This window comes from Microbacterium proteolyticum, assembly GCF_030818075.1.
Lineage (GTDB): Bacteria > Actinomycetota > Actinomycetes > Actinomycetales > Microbacteriaceae > Microbacterium > Microbacterium proteolyticum_A.
On the sequence record NZ_JAUSZZ010000001.1, the window covers coordinates 3,242,643 to 3,260,926 of the forward strand.

The 18,284-nt window shown below is 71.2% G+C and carries 17 protein-coding genes and 1 pseudogene; 7 read left to right on the top strand and 11 right to left on the bottom strand.

The features are described from left to right. Window positions 1-2: 2 nt before the first annotated feature. Both QE392_RS15120 and dapA read right to left on the bottom strand, forming a co-directional pair. Window positions 3-1,680, bottom strand: a pseudogene (locus QE392_RS15120) (ribonuclease J). Window positions 1,681-1,756: 76 nt separating this feature from the next. Then, a complete protein-coding gene (gene dapA / locus QE392_RS15125; RefSeq protein ID WP_307453186.1) occupies window positions 1,757-2,734 on the bottom strand; it encodes a 4-hydroxy-tetrahydrodipicolinate synthase in 978 nt (325 codons plus the stop codon). Between the two features lie 93 nt (window positions 2,735-2,827). Here dapA and QE392_RS15130 point away from each other — a divergent pair, with 93 nt between their 5' ends. Then, window positions 2,828-3,364, top strand: a complete 537-nt coding sequence (locus tag QE392_RS15130) for an NUDIX domain-containing protein (RefSeq protein ID WP_307453189.1) — start codon at window positions 2,828-2,830, stop codon at window positions 3,362-3,364. Window positions 3,365-3,461: 97 nt separating this feature from the next. Here QE392_RS15130 and QE392_RS15135 read toward each other — a convergent pair whose 3' ends face one another. Genes QE392_RS15135 through QE392_RS15145 form a run of 3 tightly spaced genes read right to left on the bottom strand, consistent with a single transcriptional unit; the run spans window position 3,462 to window position 5,519 of the window. Then, window positions 3,462-4,214, bottom strand: a complete 753-nt coding sequence (locus QE392_RS15135) for an SDR family NAD(P)-dependent oxidoreductase (protein ID WP_307453191.1) — start codon at window positions 4,212-4,214, stop codon at window positions 3,462-3,464. A 1-nt stretch (window position 4,215) separates the two neighbouring features. After that, on the bottom strand, window positions 4,216-4,713 hold the full coding sequence (locus QE392_RS15140) for a dihydrofolate reductase (protein WP_307453194.1): 498 nt from the start codon (window positions 4,711-4,713) through the stop codon (window positions 4,216-4,218). After that, entirely contained in the window at window positions 4,710-5,519 is an 810-nt protein-coding gene (locus tag QE392_RS15145; protein ID WP_307453197.1) for a thymidylate synthase, read from the bottom strand. The genes QE392_RS15140 and QE392_RS15145 overlap by 4 nt, the downstream gene beginning before the upstream one ends. A gap of 150 nt (window positions 5,520-5,669) precedes the next feature. Here QE392_RS15145 and QE392_RS15150 point away from each other — a divergent pair, with 150 nt between their 5' ends. The 4 genes from QE392_RS15150 to QE392_RS15165 all read left to right on the top strand — a co-directional run bounded on the left by QE392_RS15150 (window position 5,670) and on the right by QE392_RS15165 (window position 8,106). Continuing rightward, complete coding sequence (locus QE392_RS15150) at window positions 5,670-6,107, top strand: TlpA family protein disulfide reductase (RefSeq protein WP_307453199.1); 438 nt, start codon at window positions 5,670-5,672, stop codon at window positions 6,105-6,107. Next, on the top strand, window positions 6,100-6,663 hold the full coding sequence (locus QE392_RS15155) for a DUF4395 domain-containing protein (RefSeq protein ID WP_307453202.1): 564 nt from the start codon (window positions 6,100-6,102) through the stop codon (window positions 6,661-6,663). Before QE392_RS15150 ends, QE392_RS15155 begins: the two co-directional genes overlap by 8 nt. 104 nt (window positions 6,664-6,767) lie before the next feature. Continuing rightward, the gene (locus QE392_RS15160; RefSeq protein WP_307453203.1) at window positions 6,768-7,193 is read left to right on the top strand and encodes an OsmC family peroxiredoxin; all 426 of its coding nucleotides are present in this window, start codon (window positions 6,768-6,770) and stop codon (window positions 7,191-7,193) included. Continuing rightward, window positions 7,186-8,106 carry a TIGR01777 family oxidoreductase gene (locus QE392_RS15165; protein ID WP_307453205.1) on the top strand — a complete coding sequence of 307 codons (921 nt, stop codon included), beginning with the start codon at window positions 7,186-7,188 and terminating at the stop codon, window positions 8,104-8,106. The genes QE392_RS15160 and QE392_RS15165 overlap by 8 nt, the downstream gene beginning before the upstream one ends. Window positions 8,107-8,200: 94 nt before the next feature. Here the strand turns inward: QE392_RS15165 and QE392_RS15170 are convergent, their stop codons facing one another. From QE392_RS15170 to QE392_RS15190, 5 genes are all read right to left on the bottom strand, one after another. Continuing rightward, on the bottom strand, window positions 8,201-8,653 hold the full coding sequence (locus QE392_RS15170; RefSeq protein ID WP_307453206.1) for a hypothetical protein: 453 nt from the start codon (window positions 8,651-8,653) through the stop codon (window positions 8,201-8,203). Next, on the bottom strand, window positions 8,650-9,462 hold the full coding sequence (dapB, locus tag QE392_RS15175; RefSeq protein ID WP_307453207.1) for a 4-hydroxy-tetrahydrodipicolinate reductase: 813 nt from the start codon (window positions 9,460-9,462) through the stop codon (window positions 8,650-8,652). The genes QE392_RS15170 and dapB overlap by 4 nt, the downstream gene beginning before the upstream one ends. A gap of 77 nt (window positions 9,463-9,539) precedes the next feature. Continuing rightward, on the bottom strand, window positions 9,540-10,142 hold the full coding sequence (locus QE392_RS15180; protein WP_307453208.1) for a histidine phosphatase family protein: 603 nt from the start codon (window positions 10,140-10,142) through the stop codon (window positions 9,540-9,542). A 78-nt stretch (window positions 10,143-10,220) separates the two neighbouring features. Continuing rightward, window positions 10,221-11,246, bottom strand: coding sequence for an aldo/keto reductase (locus QE392_RS15185; RefSeq protein WP_307453209.1), 1,026 nt, complete (start codon window positions 11,244-11,246; stop codon window positions 10,221-10,223). A gap of 233 nt (window positions 11,247-11,479) precedes the next feature. After that, window positions 11,480-13,777: a polyribonucleotide nucleotidyltransferase gene (locus QE392_RS15190; protein WP_307453210.1), complete on the bottom strand. Its 2,298-nt coding sequence runs from the start codon at window positions 13,775-13,777 to the stop codon at window positions 11,480-11,482. 305 nt (window positions 13,778-14,082) lie between these two features. Here QE392_RS15190 and QE392_RS15195 point away from each other — a divergent pair, with 305 nt between their 5' ends. Then, on the top strand, window positions 14,083-15,456 hold the full coding sequence (locus QE392_RS15195; RefSeq protein WP_307453212.1) for a hypothetical protein: 1,374 nt from the start codon (window positions 14,083-14,085) through the stop codon (window positions 15,454-15,456). 97 nt (window positions 15,457-15,553) lie between these two features. Here QE392_RS15195 and QE392_RS15200 read toward each other — a convergent pair whose 3' ends face one another. Next, window positions 15,554-17,521, bottom strand: a complete 1,968-nt coding sequence (locus QE392_RS15200) for a GDSL-type esterase/lipase family protein (protein WP_307453214.1) — start codon at window positions 17,519-17,521, stop codon at window positions 15,554-15,556. Window positions 17,522-17,643: 122 nt separating this feature from the next. On the opposite strand from QE392_RS15200, the gene QE392_RS15205 reads away from it, so the two are divergent. Beyond that, on the top strand, window positions 17,644-18,255 hold the full coding sequence (locus QE392_RS15205; RefSeq protein ID WP_307453216.1) for a DedA family protein: 612 nt from the start codon (window positions 17,644-17,646) through the stop codon (window positions 18,253-18,255). Window positions 18,256-18,284: the final 29 nt, after the last annotated feature.

The window sequence follows — 18,284 nt, forward strand, 5'->3', positions numbered from 1 at the left end:
TCTCAGGCCTCGATGACCAGCGGCACGATCATGGGCCGGCGACGCAGCGACTGGTTCACCCAGCGGCCGATCGTGCGGCGCACGACCTGCGAGAGGGCGTGATTGTCGCGCACGCCCGACTTGGCGGCCTCGGTGAGCGCTGCCGCGATCTTCGGCTTGACGCTGTCGAAGACCTTGTCGTCTTCCGCGACACCGCGGGCATGGATGTCGGGGCCCGACACGATCTTGCCCGTCGCCGAGTCGACCACGACGATCACCGAGATGAAGCCCTCCTCGCCGAGGATCCGGCGGTCCTTGAGGTCGGCATCCGTGATCTCGCCCACCGAGGAGCCGTCGACGTAGACGAAGCCGATGTCGATCTGGCCGACGACCTCGGCGACGCCGTCGCGCAGGTCGACGACGGGTGCCGTTCTCGCCGAGGATCGTGTTCTTCTCGGGGATCCCGGTCTCGCGCGCGAGCTTGGCGTTGGCCATGAGATGGCGGTACTCGCCGTGCACGGGGAGGACGTTCTTGGGCTTGAGGATGTTGTAGCAGTAGAGCAGCTCCCCGGCGGCGGCGTGACCCGAGACGTGCACCTTCGCGTTGCCCTTGTGCACGACGGTCGCGCCGAGCTTGGTCAGCCCGTCGATCACGCGGTAGATCGCGTTCTCATTACCGGGGATCTGACTGGATGCCAGGATGATCGTGTCACCCTCGCCCGGTTCGATCGCGTGGTCGAGGTTGGCCATGCGGCTGAGCACCGCCATGGGCTCGCCCTGCGACCCGGTCGACATGTAGACGATCCGGTCGTCGGGCAGATCGCGGGCCTTCTTGTAGTCGATGAGCACACCCTCGGGCACGTTGAGGTACCCCAGGTCGGCCGCGATCCCCATGTTGCGCACCATGCTGCGTCCCAGCAGCGCCACGCGGCGCCCGTTGGCGTGCGCGGCGTCGAGCACCTGCTGAACGCGGTGGACGTGGCTCGAGAAGCTCGCGACGACCACCCGCCGCGGAGCCCGCGCGATGACCTGGTCCAGCACGGGGCCGATCGCCCGTTCGGTGGCCGTGAAGCCGGGGACGTCGGCGTTGGTCGAGTCGACCAGGAACAGGTCGACGCCCTCTTCGCCGAGCCGGGCGAACGCGCGCAGGTCGGTGATGCGGCCGTCGAGGGGCAGCTGGTCCATCTTGAAGTCGCCGGTGGCGAGGACGAGACCCGCGGGCGTGCGGATCGCCACGGCGAGGGCGTCGGGGATGGAGTGGTTGACCGCGACGAACTCGAGGTCGAACGGGCCGACCTGCTCGCGCTGGTCTTCCTTGACGGTGAGCGTGTACGGACGGATGCGGTGCTCTTTGAGCTTCGCCTCGATGAGGGCGAGCGTGAGCCCCGACCCGATGAGGGGGATGTCGTTCTTGAGCTTGAGCAGGTACGGCACCGCGCCGATGTGGTCTTCGTGGCCGTGGGTGAGCACGACGCCGACGATGTCGTCGAGACGGTGACGGATCGGCTCGAAGTCGGGCAGGATCAGGTCGACGCCCGGCTGGTGCTCCTCGGGGAACAGCACGCCGCAGTCCACGACGAGCAGCTTGCCCTCGTACTCGAACACCGTCATGTTGCGGCCGACCTCGCCGAGGCCGCCGAGCGGGATGACGCGCAGGGTTCCGGGGGCGAGCGCGGGGGGATCGTAAACGGTCGTGGGCATATGTGCCTCCTCGGATGCCACCTCGTGGCATCCCTTCGTGTGGCGTCCTTGGCCGCGGATCGGCGGACGCCGATGTCTATCGCGTGGTGCCGTGCACCTTCGGCAGGGCACCGCCGGCGGCCGCGTTGCGGTCGGGGCGGAAGTTGGAGAAGTCGGCGCCGGCCACGTTCTTGACGAGCGCGAGCTCGTCTTCGATCACGGCGGCCTCCCACTCTTCGGGGCCGACCAGGGGCAGGCGCACGCGCGGGCTGCCGATGCGCCCCAGGCCGTGCAGGATGTACTTCGCCGCGACCGTACCCGGCACATGCGTCATGACGGCGCGCACGAGCGGCTCGAGGCTCTTGTGGGCGGCGGTGGCCGAAGCGAGATCGCCGGCGTTCACGGCATCCACGATCGTGCGGTAGGGAGCTGCGGCGATGTTCGCCGTCACTCCGATGAGGCCCGAGGCGCCGATCGACAGGTGCGGGAGCACATTCGCATCGTCGCCCGAGAAGTACATCAGGTCGGTCTGGTTGAGCACGCGGCTGACCTCGCTGAAGTCGCCCTTGGCGTCTTTGATCGCGAGGATGTTGGGGTGCTTGGCCAGGCGCAGGATCGTCTCGTACTTGATCGGCACGCCGGTGCGGCCGGGGATGTCGTAGAGGATCACCGGCAGGTCGGTCGCGTCGGCGACGAGCCGGAAGTGCGTCAGGATGCCGGCCTGCGTGGGCTTGTTGTAGTACGGCGTGACGATCATGATGCCGTCGGCGCCGGCCTTCTCGCTGGCCTTGTACAGCTCGATGGCATGGGCGGTCTCGTTCGACCCGCCGCCCGTGATGATCTTGGCGCGTCCGGCAGAGACGCTCTTGCCGACCTCGACCAGGCGCAGCTTCTCGGGGTCGGTGAGCGTGGAGGTCTCCCCCGTCGTCCCGGTGACGACGATTCCGTCCGCACCGGCGGTGATGACGTCGTCGATGTGCTTCTCGGTGGCCGCCCAATCGACTTCGCCGTCGGCGGTCATCGGAGTGATGAGCGCGACGAGCACCTGACCGAAGGGATTGGCGGAGTGCGTCATGCCTCCAGGCTATCGGTTCGGCGCCGTCCCTCCCCCGGCAGGCCCGCCCTGTGGGTGAACATTCGGCGACCTCGGCGCCCCTAGGGTGGCGGCATGACCTGGACCACCCGCGCGACGCGCACCGTCTACGAGAACCGCTGGATCCACGTGCGCGAAGACGACGTCACCGGTCCGCACGGCGACGGGATCTACGGCGTCGTGCGGATGCAGCACCCCGCGGTCTTCGTCGTCGCGCTGGACGATCACGACCGCGTGTGCTTCGTCGACCTGGAGCGCTACACCACCGGGCGCTCGCTCGAGGTCCCGGCGGGCGGGACCGACGGGGAGGACCCGCTCGCCGCCGCACAGCGCGAATTGCGCGAGGAGACCGGGGTCACAGCATCCGAATGGCACTCGCTCGGCCGCATGAACGCCCTCAACGGCATCGCCGACGCCCCCGAACACGTCTTCCTCGCGCGGGGCCTGACGATTGCGGATGCCACGGCGTCGCAGCACGAGGAGGGCATCGACGCCGTGCGGTGGGTGCCGTTCTCCGAGGCTCTCGCCCTCGTCGCCGACGGGACCATCAGCGACGGGGAGACGATCGCGGCGCTGGCATTCGCGGGCATCCGGATGGGGCGGTTCCGGTAGAGCGCGGGCTCCCGCTCTACGGCTCGGATCTCGCTCCGGGAGCGGTACTCCCCGGAGCCCCGCTCCCGCGGCCACGGCCGTTCGCCCGGAGCGTGACTCAGCGGCCCCGGGCGGCCGCTCGCACGACCACGGCATCCGGGAGGAGGCGGGAGACCGCGACGAGTAGGGTGTAGCGCACCGACGGCACGCTGACGCTTCGTCCGCGAGCGGCCGCCCGCAGGCCCGCACGCACGACCGCCGACGCGTCGAGCCACAGCCCGGGCGTCACCCCCTCCTGTCCGGGTGGGAGACCGAGCCGCTCGTGGAAGTTCGTGTGCACGAAACCCGGGCACACGGCCGTGACGGTGACGCCGCGCGGACGGTAGACCACGTTCGCCCAGCGGCTGAAGGAGATCAGCCAGCCCTTCGCCGCACCGTAAGTGCCACGGGGCACGAACCCGGCGACCGACGCCACGTTCACGATGCGCCCGCGCCCGCGCGCGAGCATCGGACCGAGGGCGGCGTGGGTCAACCGCATGGCCGCCTCGACGTGCAGCCGCAGGTGACGTACCTCGTCGTCGATCGCGTTCCTCTCGAAACCCAGATCGAGACCGAACCCCGCGTTGTTGACGAGCACGTCGACGCCCTCGCCGAGCCGTGCCTCCACCCGGGCGAGCCCGTCGGCGTCGAGCAGATCGGCGACCAGCACCTCCGTACGCACCGCCTCACGAGCGGCCAGTTCGTCGGCGAGCGCATCGAGCGCGGCTCCGTCGCGGGCCACCATCACCAGGTCGGCTCCGCGAGCGGCGAGTTGCCGCGCGAATTCGGCGCCGAGTCCGCTGCTCGCGCCGGTGATGAGCGCGGTCACCACGTCAGCGCGCCGACCGGTAGGTCTCGAAGCGGTACCGGATGCCGCTGGACGAGGTGTGCCAGCCCTCGGCGGGGTCGGCGGCATCCCGCTCCCATCCGTCGATCGCGGGGGCGTAGGTGTCGCCGTCGACCGCGAGGTCGAGGCGAGTGAGTTCGATGACGTCGGCTCGATGCACCGCCTCCGCATACAGCCGTCCCCCGCCGATGATCCAGACGGTGTCCCCCCGGGCGAGGGCGAGGGCGGCGTCGAGCGATGCCGCGGGTTCCGCGCCGTCGGCGTTCCAGTCCGGCGAGCGGGTCACCACGATGTTCCGGCGGCCGGGCAGCGGCCGGAATCGGGGCGGCAACGACTCCCACGTGCGGCGGCCCATGATGACGTCGGACGCACCGGTGACCTGACGGAAGTGGGCGAGGTCTTCCGGCACGTGCCAGGGCATGCCGCCATCGGCACCGATGACGCCGCCGTCCGCCTGGGCCCAGACGAGACCGACGGTGGTCATACTGCGACGGCTCCGCGGATGGCGGGATGGTGCTGGTAGTCCTCGACGACGATGTCGTCGTACGTGTAGTCGAAGATCGACTCCGGCTTCCGGGCGAAGCGAAGCGCGGGGGACGGGAACGGGTCGCGACCGAGTTGCTCCTGCACCTGATCGCGGTGGTTGTCGTAGATGTGGCAATCGCCGCCCGTCCACACGAATTCGCCGGGCTCGAGGCCCGTCTGCTGCGCGACCATGAGCGTCAGCAGCGCGTACGAGGCGATGTTGAAGGGGACGCCGAGGAACATGTCGGCGCTGCGCTGGTAGAGCTGGCACGACAGCTTGCCGTCGGCGACGTAGAACTGGAAGAGCGCGTGGCAGGGGGCGAGCGCCATGTCGGGGATGTCGGCGGGGTTCCAGGCCGACACGATGAGGCGCCGGGAGTCGGGGTCTCGACGGATCTGTTCGATCACCTGCGCGATCTGGTCGATTGTGCCGCCGTCGGCGGTGGGCCAGGAGCGCCACTGCACCCCGTAGACCGGGCCGAGCTCGCCCTCGCCGTCGGCCCACTCGTCCCAGATGGTCACGCCGTTGTCCTGCAGCCACGCCACATTCGACTCGCCGCGAAGGAACCAGAGCAGTTCGTAGACGATCGACTTCACGTGCACGCGCTTCGTCGTGATGAGAGGGAACCCCTGCGCGAGGTCGAAGCGGATCTGCCGACCGAACACGCTCGTGGTGCCGGTGCCGGTGCGATCGGACTTGTGCACGCCCGTGGCGAGCACATCGCGGAGCAGATCTTCGTACGGTGTCGGGATGGAGGCGGTCACGCACTTCACGATACCCGCGGGCCCCGACGGCACGCCGTTCACGCACACCGCCGGGCGATGAGATCGCCTGGGGAGGAACGGCACCGCCGCCGGTCGTCACGCGGCGACTCATCGGCCCGAGGCCGGCGCCCACGAGCTAGCGTTGCCGACGTGGATCCGACTCTCGCGCTCATCGCCGCCGCGGCGCTGGTCGTGGTGACGACCGTCGCCGGATTCGTGCTGCGCCGGCGGCAGGGACGCGCGCGCGTCGTCGACTCCAGCGACGTCGTCGACCCCGAACGCCTGGACGCCGGCGCGCTGGGCGAAGATGCCACCCTTCTGCAGTTCAGCACCGAGATGTGCTCACGGTGCCCCGGCGTGCACCGGATGCTGTCCGAGATCGCGGACGCCCGGCCAGGCGTGCGCCACCTCGACGTCGACCTCACCCACCGCCCCGACCTCGCGCGGCACTTCCAGGTGCTGCAGACCCCGACGACTTTCGTCCTGGACCGTCGGGGCATGATCCGCACCCGCTTCGGCGGCATCCCCGGCCGGGCCGTCGTCGAGCTCGAGCTGACCCGCCTCGTGAAGGAGGACTCCCATGGCTGACACCTCGCGCATCGACGCCCGCGGCCCGCGCTTCGCGGCATCCCTCACCGCCGCTCTGCTGCTCATCGCGACGGTGCTGAGCCTCGTCGGCATCTCGACGCAGCGCGGCGTCGTCGCCTTCCCCCTCTCGGGCGGCGCGGAGGTGGCCCCCGATGCGTGGGCTCTGCCCGCCTCGTCCCTGGCCGCTCGGGCGACCGATCCGGGCTTCCTGCTCCTGCTCGTGATCGCCCTGCTGTTCGCCTGGGGCGTCGCCGCCCCCCGCACCGCCCCCTGGGGTGTGCTCTACCGCCGTCTCGTGCAGCCCCGCCTCGCGCCGCCCACCGAGTTCGAAGACCCGCGCCCGCCGCGTTTCGCGCAAGGTGTCGGTCTTTTCGTCACGGCCGTCGGCCTGCTCCTGCACCTGGCGGGCGTCCCCTGGGCTCTGCCGGTGGCCGCGGCGATGGCGTTCGTGGCGGCGTTCCTCAACGCCGTCTTCGGACTGTGCCTCGGATGCCAGCTCTACCTCGTGCTGCAGCGCGCGGGCCTCGTCGGGCGCCGCGGAGCAGCTCCGGCCTGACCGGATCGCGTACGGGGTGTCAAGACCCCGACGGTGTCGCACGCCCTCGTTAGGCTTGCCGCGTCGCGGTCATCCCGGGCCGCGCCGAGACTATGGAGGTTCCCATGGCCGTCACGAGCGAAGCCACCACCGCCTGGAAGGGCAGCCTGTTCGAGGGATCGGGTGAGGTCACGTTCACCTCTTCGGGCATCGGCACGTTCGATGTGAACTGGAAGGCCCGGAGCGAGGGGTCGAGCTCGGTCACGACGCCCGAGGAGCTTCTCGCGGGGGCGCACTCGTCGTGCTTCAGCATGGCGCTGTCCAACGCCCTGGCCGACAACGGCACCCCGCCGGAGTCGGTCGACGCGACCGCCTCGGTGACGTTCAAGCCCGGCACCGGCATCACCGGCAGCCACCTCAACGTCAACGCGGTCGTCCCCGGCATCGACGACGAGACGTTCCAGAAGATCGCCGCCGACGCCAAGGCGAACTGCCCGGTGTCGCAGGCGCTCACGGGTATCGAGATCACGCTCGAGGCGACGCTTGCCTGAGACTCCCGCCCGACGCGTCGTCATCGCCGGCGCGTCGGGCCTCATCGGCTCGGCGCTGACGGACTCCCTGCGCGCCGACGGCGTCGAGGTCATCTCCCTGGTGCGGCACGAGCCCACCGCTCCGCATGAGAAGCAGTGGCTGCAGGATGCCGCCCCGCTCGACCCGGATGCGATCGCCGGTGCCGACGCGGTGGTGTGCCTGAACGGTGCATCGATCGGGCGGTTCCCCTGGACGCCGTCGTACAAGAGCACCCTCCTGTGGTCTCGTCTCACGCCTACGCGCACGCTCGCGACCGCCGTGCGCGCCCTGGGCGACGACGCCCCCGCGCTGATCAACGCCAGCGCGACGGGCTTCTACGGCTCTCAGCCGGGCACCGTCCTCACCGAGGCGTCATCCCGCGGCAACGGACTCCTCGCCGACATCTGCGTCGAGTGGGAGGAGGCGGCTGCGACCGCCGGCGACCGCGCTCGGGTGGCGCTGTTGCGCACCGCTCCCATCGTCCATGAGCAGGGCGTGCTGAAACCCCTGCTGCTGCTGACCAAGCTCGGCATCTCGGGTCCCATCGGCCGGGGCACCCAGGTGTGGCCCTGGATCACCCTCGACGACGAGATCCGAGCCATCCGGCACGTCATCGACTCCGACCTCGACGGACCCGTCAACCTGACCGGTCCGACGCGTGCGACGGCGAACGACCTCGGTTTCGCGCTGGCGCGGCGCATGAACCGGCCCTACGTGCTGCGGGCTCCCGTGTGGGGCGTGAAGCTCGCGCTCGGCGCGGATGCCACCGAGGCCCTGCTGACGTCGGATGCCGACGTCCGTCCGGCCGTTCTGGAAGACTCCGGCTTCACGTTCACGCACCGGACGGTGCAAGAGGCGGTGGCATCCGCGGTCCCCGCTCACGACGCGGCGTGACGCGGCGCAGGAGCACGGCGGGCCTTCTCGCCGCGTCCGCCGGCAGAGGTGCTCGCGCACGACACTCGCGGCAATCGCCGCGACCGACGTCGGCTCAGGATGCGCGCCGCTCCGCGCCCTCGAGCCGGATCGCGGTGCGCACCGCCGCCCGCGCCCGTCGGCGATCGCCGGCGGCGTCGTAAGCCAGTGCCAGCCGGTAACGTGCGCGCCAGTCGTCGGGGTGCTCCTCGACGTCCGCGCGGTAGCGCGGGAACAGTGCGTCGCCGTCCTCCCGTTCGATGCGCCCGCTCGGCCGCACCGGAAGGTCTTCGTCGGGGAGACCCCCCTCGGCATCCAGTCGCTCCCCCAGCTGCTGCGCCCGGACGCCGAACCACAGTTCCCGCCCGATCGCCCACAGCGCCAGCAGCGGCAGGACGAGCAACGCGACGCCCATGGCCACGGCGACGGGCTCCGCGCTGGTGAGCAGGACCAGCGCGCGCTGGCCGGCCAGCACGACGTAGAGCAGCAGCAGCACCGTCATCACAGCGACGGCGACGCGGACTCTCATGCGCTGGTGGCGCCGGCGACCTGACCCGACACGTCACCGTCGGCGACAGGCGCTCCGGGTGTCTCGGGACGCGTGCGCACCCCGATGTCGATGAAGCTGTCGAGACCGACCACGACGCCCTTCGCCTCTCGTGCGGCGGCGAGGGCGATGCGGATGCCCGGCGCATAGGCCGTGGCGGGGTCGATGGTGTCGTGAACGATGGTCAGCGACTCCCCCGCGCCGGAGAGGATCGTCTCCTGCCGCGCGACGACGCCGGGGCGCCGCAGCGAGTGGATGGGCACGGATGCCACACGCTGGCCTCGCGCACGCTGGTCGACGTGGGGCGACTCGACGGGCCCGACATCGGCGCGCGCAGCGGCGATCAGCTCGGCGGTGCGCACGGCGGTACCGCTGGGCGAGTCGATCTTGGTCTCGCGATGCGCCTCGATGATCTCGATCGAGGGGAAGAACGGTGCGGCGGCCGCCGCGAGCGCGCTGCCGATCACGGAGCCGAGCGAGAAGTTGGGGATGAACACCACCCCGGTTCCGCTCGCCTCGACGAGCGGACGAACGAGCGCGATCCGCTCGTTCGACCACCCCGAGGTACCGACGAGGACATTGACACCGCGCTCGATGGCGGCGCGTACGACGTCGATGGAGACGGCCGGGGTGGAGGCGTCGACGACGAGGTCGGCACCGTCGAGCTCGGCGAGGTCGGACCGCGAGCCCAGCACCGCGGCGACCTCGTACCCGTCTTCGGCCTCGATCACCTCGCGGATCACTCCGCCGAGCTTGCCTGTTCCGCCCACGATGGCCACGCGTGTCGTCATGCCTTCCAGCCTAGGCGGGACGTCCGACACAGGCGGGCGTTGCGCACAGACGCGCCGCGAGGTCGGCGCAGCGGGACTCAGACCGGCAGCGGATCGATGAGACCCGTACGCAGTTCCACCGGGAGGTGGGCGAGGTCGTTGTGCGACAGCAGGGTCCAGGGGCGGCCCTTCTTCTGCGCGATCACGGTCAAGCCGCAGTAGGCCTGGTTGATCGTCATCCACCGCCACTCGGGAGCCTGCAGCACCTCGCGGACGAACCATGAGATGACGAAGTTGTGCGTGATGATCAGCTCGTGCGTCTCGCCGCCCTTGCGGGCGAGGAACTCCGCCGTCGCGTCCGCCATCTGCGCGCGGCCCGCATCGATCTCGGCCTCGCTGATCGAACCGAAGAACGGCTCGTACGCCGCGGGGGTCTCGGGCGTCATCCCCGTCGGAACGCAGTCGAACAGCAGGGCCGACGACACCGGCGAGACCGACGGCAGGCGATCGGCCACCGCGCGGGCGGTCTGCGCGGCCCGCTCGAGCGGTGAGTGCCAGACGGCGTCGAGCGGGAGCCCTGACAGGCGATCGGCGAGCAGCGCAGCCTGCCGGTGGCCACGCGGTGAGAGGGGACCGTCGGTGAGTCCGTGCTCGGCATCCTGATGTTCGCCGTGGCGCACCAGGTAGATATAGTGCGTCACGTCAGCTCACTCCGTCGTCGATCTGCCGTCCCCCGGCCGGTCCTCCCAGCCTACGTCACGCCCTCGACGACGGGCCCCTCACACGGCCGCGCGCGCGATATCCGCCAGATGGGCGCGGCTGAGGCGCACACCGACGGCGCGCATGCATTCGACGACGTGACGCGGCGCGAAGGCGTTCACGATGGGGGCCGTGACGATCTTCTGTGCGAGCAGCCAGGCCACCGCCACGGCGGCATCCGGGATGCCGAGTTCGTTCCCGACCGCATCGAGGGCACGCAGCACCCGCGAGCCGCGGCGGTTCAGGTTCGCGGCGACCTGTGTCCCTCGCACCGACGTCGCCGACTGACCGCGCGTGCGCATCTCGCCCGCGAGGAAGCCGTGCGCGAGTGGGTGCGAAGGGGTGACGGCCATGTTCTGCGCCGACGCGATGAGGCGCACGTCGCCGTCGAACTCCGTCCGGCGCAGCACGTTGTACGGCACGTCGAGCACCGTGATGCGCGGGTAGCCGGCCGAGGAGAGGATGCGCGCCTCGACGAGCTGCGCGGCGGAATAGCCATGGGCGCCGATGGCGCGGACCTTGCCCGACTCCACCAGCCATTCGCTGGTGGCGAGGGTGTCTTCGAGCACGGCGCGCCCGCCGTGCGCGGCATCGAGGGACAACACGTCGATGCGGTCGGTGCCGAGACGGGTGAGCGACGCCTCCACGGCCCGCACGAGATTGACGGAGTCCAGGCCCGGGTGATCGGGGTGGCCGCCGATCCGGACGGTCACGACAGCCTCGTCGCGCATGCGGCGCGTGCGGAGCCACTCCCCGATGATGAATTCGCTGCGGCCTGCGGCGTAGCTGTCGGCGGTGTGCAGGGCGTTGCCGCCGAGTTCGGCGTACGCATCGAGGATCTCGTGGCTCGTGCGGGTATCGACGTTCCACCCGAACTCTCCACCGCCGAGGAAGAGAGGGAAGACGTCGAAGCCGGTCTCACCGAGCGGCACCCGCACGTGCGAGCCGAGCCCCGGACCCTGCAGAGTGATGGGCGCGGAGGGATGGGCCGAGCGGTCGCGACGCAGGCGCGGCGTGGCCGTCTCGTCGACGCCCGAGCCGCTCATGGGGTCCTCCCAGGTGCCGGGCGACGGTACGGTCGAACACCGTACGAGCACGCCCCCCGACGTACTTCGAGATTAGGGGCTCACCCGAGCCCGACCCGCGTTTCACCCGGCTCGGCGATAAACATTGGATAACGCTTCCGCGCGGCGTCGCCACAGCGGTCCCATCGGTCACAACCGCCACACGCCGGATGCCCGCCCCGCGAAGCGGGACGGGCATCCGGTGACGAAGAGGATCAGCCTTCGGCGGGAGCCTCGGGGCCGTCGCTCGCGGCGGCCGAGCTCTGCGTGTCGGCAGGCTCGGGCGTCGTGACCTCGTCGTCGATCACGGGCTCGAGCGACAGCTTGCCGCGGTCGTCGATCTTCGTGATGCGCACGAGGAGCTTCTTGCCGACCGAGAGCACGTCCTCGACGTTCTCGACGCGCTTGCCACCGGCGAGCTTGCGGACCTCGCTGACGTGCAGCAGGCCGTCCTTGCCGGGAAGCAGCGAGACGAACGCGCCGAAGGTCGCGATCTTCACGACGGTTCCGAGGAACTGCTCGCCCACCTCGGGGTTGGTCGGGTTGGCGATCGCGTTCACCTGGGCGCGGGCGGCCTCGGCCGAGGGGCCGTCGGTCGCGCCGATGTAGACGGTGCCGTCCTCCTCGATGGAGATCTGCGCGCCGGTCTCGTCCTGGATGGCGTTGATCGTCTTGCCCTTGGGGCCGATGAGCTCACCGATCTTGTCGACCGGGATCTGCACGCTGATGACGCGGGGCGCGGTGGGCGCCATCTCGTCGGGCGCGTCGATCGCGGCGTTGAGGACGTTGAGGATCGTCAGACGAGCCTCCTTCGCCTGGGTGAGGGCGGCGGCCAGCACCGACGACGGGATGCCGTCGAGCTTGGTGTCGAGCTGGATCGCGGTGATGAATTCCGAGGTACCGGCGACCTTGAAGTCCATGTCGCCGAGGGCGTCCTCGGCACCGAGGATGTCGGTCAGCGCGGCGTAGCGCGTCTGGCCGTCGACCTCGTCGGTGACAAGGCCCATGGCGATACCGGCGACGGGGGCGCGAAGGGGCACACCCGCGTTCAGCAGCGACAGGGTCGAGGCGCACACGGAGCCCATCGACGTCGAGCCGTTGGAGCCGAGCGCCTCGGACACCTGACGGATCGCGTACGGGAACTCCTCGCGGCTGGGCAGCACCGGCACGAGCGCGCGCTCGGCGAGGAAGCCGTGCCCGATCTCGCGACGCTTCGGGCTGCCGACACGGCCGGTCTCACCGGTCGAGTACGGCGGGAAGTTGTAGTGGTGCATGTAGCGCTTGCTCGTGATGGGCGAGAGCGAGTCGATCTGCTGCTCCATCTTGAGCATGTTCAGCGTGGTGACGCCCAGGATCTGGGTCTCGCCGCGCTGGAAGATCGCCGAGCCGTGGACGCGCGGGATGACCTGCACCTCGGCGTCGAGGGGACGGATGTCGGCCAAGCCGCGACCGTCCATCCGCACGCCCTCGGCGAGGATGCGGCCGCGCACGATCGTCTTGGTGACCGACTTGTAGGCGGCGGCGAACTCGAGGGTCGCGACGGCGGGCAGCTCGCCCGACTCGACGGCGGCGAGAAGCTGCTCCTTGACGGAGGACTTGACCTCGTCGTCGGCGTTCTGACGCTCCTGCTTGTCGGCGATCTGGTACACGGGCACCAGGCGGTCGTAGGCGCGACCGGCGACGAAGTCGTAGGTCTGCTGGCTGTAAGCCGGGAAGACCGGGTAGGACTGGACTTCCTTCGCCGCGGTGCGGGCGACCTCGTTCTGCGCGTCGACGAGCTGACGCAGGAACGGCTTGGCGGCCTCGAGGCCCTCGGCGACGACCTGCTCGTTGGGCTTGGTCGCGCCGCCCTTGATCATGTTCCAGCTGCCCTCGGTGGCCTCGGCCTCCACCATCATGATGGCGACGTCGCCGTCGTCGAGCACGCGGCCCGCGACGATGAGGTCGAAGACGGCATCCTCGAGCTGCTCGGCCTTGGGGAACGCGACCCACTGGTCGGCGTGCTCGCCCTGGCCGGGGATGAGCGCCAGGCGCACGCCCGCGATGGGACCCGAGAAGGGCAGACCCGAGATCTGGGTCGACATGGATGCCGCGTTGATGGCGAGGGCGTCGTAGAACTCGCCCGGCGCGATCGACAGCACGGTGACGACGATCTGGACCTCGTTGCGCAGGCCGTCGACGAACGACGGACGCAGCGGCCGGTCGATGAGACGGCACACGAGGATGGCCTCGGTCGAGGGGCGACCCTCACGGCGGAAGAACGAGCCGGGGATCTTGCCGGCGGCGTACGAACGCTCTTCGACGTCGACGGTCAGCGGGAAGAAGTCGAACCCTTCACGCGGGTGCTTGCCGGCGCTGGTGGCCGACAGAAGCATGGTCTCCTCGTCGAGGTAGGCGGCGACAGCGCCCTGAGCCTGCTGCGCGAGGCGTCCGGTCTCGAACCGGACGGTGCGGGTGCCGAAACGACCGTTGTCGAGAACGGCCTCTGCGGCGGTGATTTCTGGACCTTCCAAGAGGTCCCTCCTTCTTTGTTTAGGCTCGCCGCCCCGTGTGGGCGACGAGCTGACATGCGAAGGAGCAGGAACAGGCAGAAAGGGCTCGTCGGCGATTCGACGAGGGATTCCCGGCGACTGGCCACCAGTGGAAAACCACCCGGCGACCATGACGGGGAGTCCACCACAGGGGACCAGCGTCTGCCGGCCTGCTCCGTGAGCTCATATGTAATTGAGCGGATGCCAAGACGGCATTCCGGTCCACCCTATCAGCGACCTCGCTTCAGGGCTGGGCAGGACACGGGCGCGTGCTCTACCGTGACCTCATGGGTCCCATTCGTCGCAGCAGTCACACGCTCCTCGCGTGCGCGATCCTGATGGTGGCCCTCCTCCCCGCGCCGGCCACGGCAACGACTCTGCCGCCGCGGCCGGTGACGCCGCTGACCCCGCCGCGGGCGGCGGTCGATGACGCAGCGGTCGCGCAGGTGAAGCAGCAACTGGATGCCGCTGAGGCCGACGCCGCGAAGGCCTCGCGCCGAGCCCTCGACGCCTCGAGCGCCGCGGAACGCACCCGTGCGCTCGCCGAGTCGACGGCGGCACGGGCCGACGCCCTGTCCGCCCGCAGCGCCGCCGCCGCCGCTGACCTCGCGGACCGCAGCGAGCGCGCCGGCGCGAGCGCCGTCCGCCTGTACCGCACGGTCGGCGGGGGGCCGCTCTTCGCGCAACTGCTGACCGACGCCGATCCGGACTCGCTGCTCGAGCGCCTCGGCATCCTGGACCGCGTCGCGACCTCGGCCGCGCGCACGGCCGGGCAGGCCCGCAGTGCCGCCGACATCGCCACCTCGTTGAGCGATCAGGCGGACGCGGCGCGCGCTGAGGCCGCGCGTCTCGCCGACGAAGCCCGGGCCGCCGCGGATGCGGCGCAGGTGGAGGCGGAAGCCGAATCGGCCAGCGTCGCCGCGGCGCAGGCACGACTCGACGACCTGTACGAGCAGCTTGCGGCGCTGAAGGCGTCGACCGCTACGGCGGAGAAAGCGGCCCGGGAGCGCGAGAAAGTGCAGCAGGATGCCGCGGCACCCGGCGGCGCGGCGGGCGGGGGGTCGGCGGTCGGCGGCGCGTCTCGGGGCGGCTCCGGCGGGTCGGAATCTGGCGGATCGAGTTCCGGCGGGTCCGGCTCGGGCGGTGGGTCCAGCACCGGCGGGTCCAGCTCCGGCGGGTCCGGCTCCGGCGGAGGGTCCAGCTCTGGCGGCTCCAGCTCGGGCGGCGGGTCCGGCTCCGGCGGCTCCAGCTCGGGCGGCGGGTCCGGCTCCGGCAGCGGAGGCGGCGGGTCCGGCTCCGGCAGCGGGTCGAGCTCCGGCGGCGGGACCGCACCGCCGCCCGCGACCTCGATCATGACGCCCGACGAAGCCCGCGCCAACGCGCGCGTGCAGATGGTCGGCTACGGGTGGGGCGACGACCAGTTCACCTGCCTGAACTCCCTCTGGAACCGCGAGTCGGGGTGGCGCGTGCTGGCGGAGAACCCCTGGAGCGGTGCCTACGGCATCCCGCAGGCGCTGCCGGGCGAGAAGATGGCATCCGCAGGACTGGACTGGCGCACAAACGGGGCGACGCAGATCTCCTGGGGCCTGTCGTACATCGACCAGCGGTACGGGAACCCGTGCGGCGCGTGGGACCACTCCGAGCGCACCGGCTGGTACTGAGCACCGCGGCGCGGGGCGGAGCACGCCGGCCGACCGGAACCGCCGCGCTCGGGGAGCGCCTCGCGAGCACGACGCCCGGCGGCGCGCCCGAGGGACCTCACGGGGTGCGCGCGCGTTCCCGGTCGCCGCGCGTCGGCAGTTCGACGTAGGCGCTGTGCTTCGCCCGCATCCCGTCGCCGGCGGTGCGACCGCGCAGGCGTCGCCACACCCACGGCAGGGCATCGCGGGTGAGCCACGTGCCGGCGGGCGCATCGTCGCCGTCGGCGTGCAGCGCCTCATCGAGGTCGAGCAGGGCGCTCGCGTCGGGAACTCCGAGCGCCTCGGCCGCACGGTAGGCGATCAGGCGGTGCCCCGACGACCGGAGGTGCACGAGATCGTCCGACCACAGCGGGAGCTCACCGAGCTCGGACTCGGCCTCGAGATCGAGCAGGATGGCGCCCTGCTCCCGGGCGATCCGGCGCAACTCCACGTTGTACGCCGCGAACCGCCGCGCGAACAGACGGGCCGCGGGACGACGCGGCAGGAAGGTCGTGACCAGCAGCACATCGGCGCCCGTGCGCCGTACGGCGCGGACGGCCGACTCGACCTCGGCGACGATGGCCGGCATCACGGGGGCCGGGGCGAGAAGGTCGTTCGCGCCCATGAGGATGGACACGAGGTCGGGCCGGAGCGCCAGGGCGTCGGGCACCTGTTCGTCGATCAGGTGGCGCACGCGCCGGCTGCGCACCGCGAGGTTGGCGTAGCGGAAAGGACCGGCCTCGCTCGTGTGGGCCAGCAGTTCGGCCAGCCGGTCCGCCCACCCGCGGAACTGCCCCGCGGGCATCCGGGAGGAGTCGCACAACCCCTCCGTGAGCGAGTCGCCGAGGGCGATGTACCTCGTCCACCGCCCTCGGAGGCGGGATGCCGCGGGCGCTGCCGGACGGGGGCCGCCGCGCACCAGCAGGCTGTCGTCGATGCGGCGCAGCGCCACGGCATCCTCGTAATGACCGACGAGGTCGCGGGTCAGCGCATCCCAGGTGCGTCCGCGCACGGCGTCGCGGGCGGCGCGGGCGAAGGCACGGCGTTTCGCCTCGTCGCCCACCAGATCGCTCACGCGGGCACGGAGGTCGTCGAGGTCGCCCGGCTTGTAGAGCCAGCCGTCGACGCTGGATCGGACGAGATCGAGCGGCCCGCCCACGCCCGTCGCCACGACGGGGACGCCACTGGCGAGGGCTTCCTGGATCGTCTGCCCGAACGTCTCGCTCTCCCCCGGGTGCACGAACACGTCGAAGCCCGCCATCGCCCGCGCCAGCGCCGCGCCGGCCAGGTGGCCGGTGAACACGGCATCCGGGATCGCCTTCTCCAGAGCCGGGCGGGAGGGTCCGTCGCCCACGATGACCAACCGGGTTCCGGGAAGGTCCGCGAGCGCGCGGAGGTCGTCGACCTGCTTCTCCGGCGCCAGGCGTCCGACGTAGCCGATAATGCGCTCGCCGTTCGGCGCGATGTCGGCCCGCCACGCGGCGTCGCGGTGTTCGGGGGCGAAGCGCTCGGCATCCACTCCCCTGCCCCACCGGCGGATGCGGTCGACACCGAGACCCTCGAGCTGCCGCGTCGAGGCGGACGAGGGCGCGAGGGTCAGGGTCGCCCGGCGGTGCAGGCGCGCGACGTGACCGGCCACCAGGGCGGTGGCGTGCGGCACCCCGTACTTCTGCGCGTAGGCGACAACGTCGGTCTGGTAGATCGCGACCGACGGGATCTTCAAGGCGTCGGCGGCGGCCAGCCCCTGCCATCCGAGGACGAAGGGGGATGCCAGGTGCACGACGTCGGGGTCGAAGTCGCGCAGCAGCGCCCCCAGGCGGGCGGCGCGGGCGAAGACGACACGCACCTCGGGGTAGGACGGAAGCGGCACCGAGCGCAGCAGCTCGGTGCGGGCGCCATGCAGATCGGCGGTGACGTCACCCGACTTGGGGGCGATGACCAGCGTCTCGTGCCCCGCCTCGGCGAGGTGGCGGAGGACGTGGAGAACGGAACCGGTGACCCCGTTCATGTGCGGGAGGAAGGACTCGGCCAGCAGCGCGACTCTCACGAGTCCAGGGTGGGGCGCAGCGCGGCGCTTCTCGCGCGACGTTCGCGATGTTCACCGGATGCTCCGCCGGGCGTCACCACCCGGTCGGCCGGGCGTCTCGATCCGAGGCGGAGAGTGACCGGATGGACGGTGTCGACACGTGGCTGCAGGCGATCGCGGCGAGCCCGTGGGCCCTGGTCGGCATGGCGGCGCTGGTGTTCGCGGATGCGTTCCTCGTCGTCGTCCCGGGCGAGGCGGCGGTCACCGCCTTCGGTGCCCTCGCGGTGTCGCACGAGGCGTTCCCCCTGGCATCCGTGGTTCTCGTCTCGGCCGCCGCGGCCTTCGCCGGAGACGCGTGCTGCTACGTCGTCGGACGCACCGTCGGGGTGGAACGCTGGGCGTGGATGCGCGGACCCCGCGTACGCGGTGCCCTGGAGTGGGCGGGGGCCCGGCTGGAGCGGAACGCCGCGGTCGTGCTGTTCACGGCCCGATTCGTGCCGTTCGCCCGGCTCGCGGTGAACCTGGCGGCGGGGGCCGCGCGGGTGAACCCGGTGCGCTACCTCGGCGTCGCGGCGCTGGCCGCGCTGGCGTGGGCGGCCTACCAGGCCGTGGTCGGGGCGGTCGTGGCCGCGGTGGTGCCCGGCGGACCGGTGGTGGCGGTGGTCGTGTCGATCGTCGTGGCGGTGGGGATCGGCGTGGGGATCGACCTCATGCTCGCCCGTCACGCGCGGCGGCGGGCTGCGGCGCAACGCTGACCCCCGGACGGGGTGCGCCGGCCCGCTCG

Coding starts and splice junctions, on each gene's coding strand:
- dapA (WP_307453186.1), bottom strand. CDS start 2,734: ATGACGCACTCCGCCAATCCCTTCGGTCAGGTGCTCGTCGCGCTCATC.
- QE392_RS15130 (WP_307453189.1), top strand. CDS start 2,828: ATGACCTGGACCACCCGCGCGACGCGCACCGTCTACGAGAACCGCTGG.
- QE392_RS15140 (WP_307453194.1), bottom strand. CDS start 4,713: ATGACCACCGTCGGTCTCGTCTGGGCCCAGGCGGACGGCGGCGTCATC.
- QE392_RS15155 (WP_307453202.1), top strand. CDS start 6,100: ATGGCTGACACCTCGCGCATCGACGCCCGCGGCCCGCGCTTCGCGGCA.
- QE392_RS15160 (WP_307453203.1), top strand. CDS start 6,768: ATGGCCGTCACGAGCGAAGCCACCACCGCCTGGAAGGGCAGCCTGTTC.
- QE392_RS15170 (WP_307453206.1), bottom strand. CDS start 8,653: ATGAGAGTCCGCGTCGCCGTCGCTGTGATGACGGTGCTGCTGCTGCTC.
- dapB (WP_307453207.1), bottom strand. CDS start 9,462: ATGACGACACGCGTGGCCATCGTGGGCGGAACAGGCAAGCTCGGCGGA.
- QE392_RS15185 (WP_307453209.1), bottom strand. CDS start 11,246: ATGAGCGGCTCGGGCGTCGACGAGACGGCCACGCCGCGCCTGCGTCGC.
- QE392_RS15195 (WP_307453212.1), top strand. CDS start 14,083: ATGGGTCCCATTCGTCGCAGCAGTCACACGCTCCTCGCGTGCGCGATC.
- QE392_RS15205 (WP_307453216.1), top strand. CDS start 17,644: ATGGACGGTGTCGACACGTGGCTGCAGGCGATCGCGGCGAGCCCGTGG.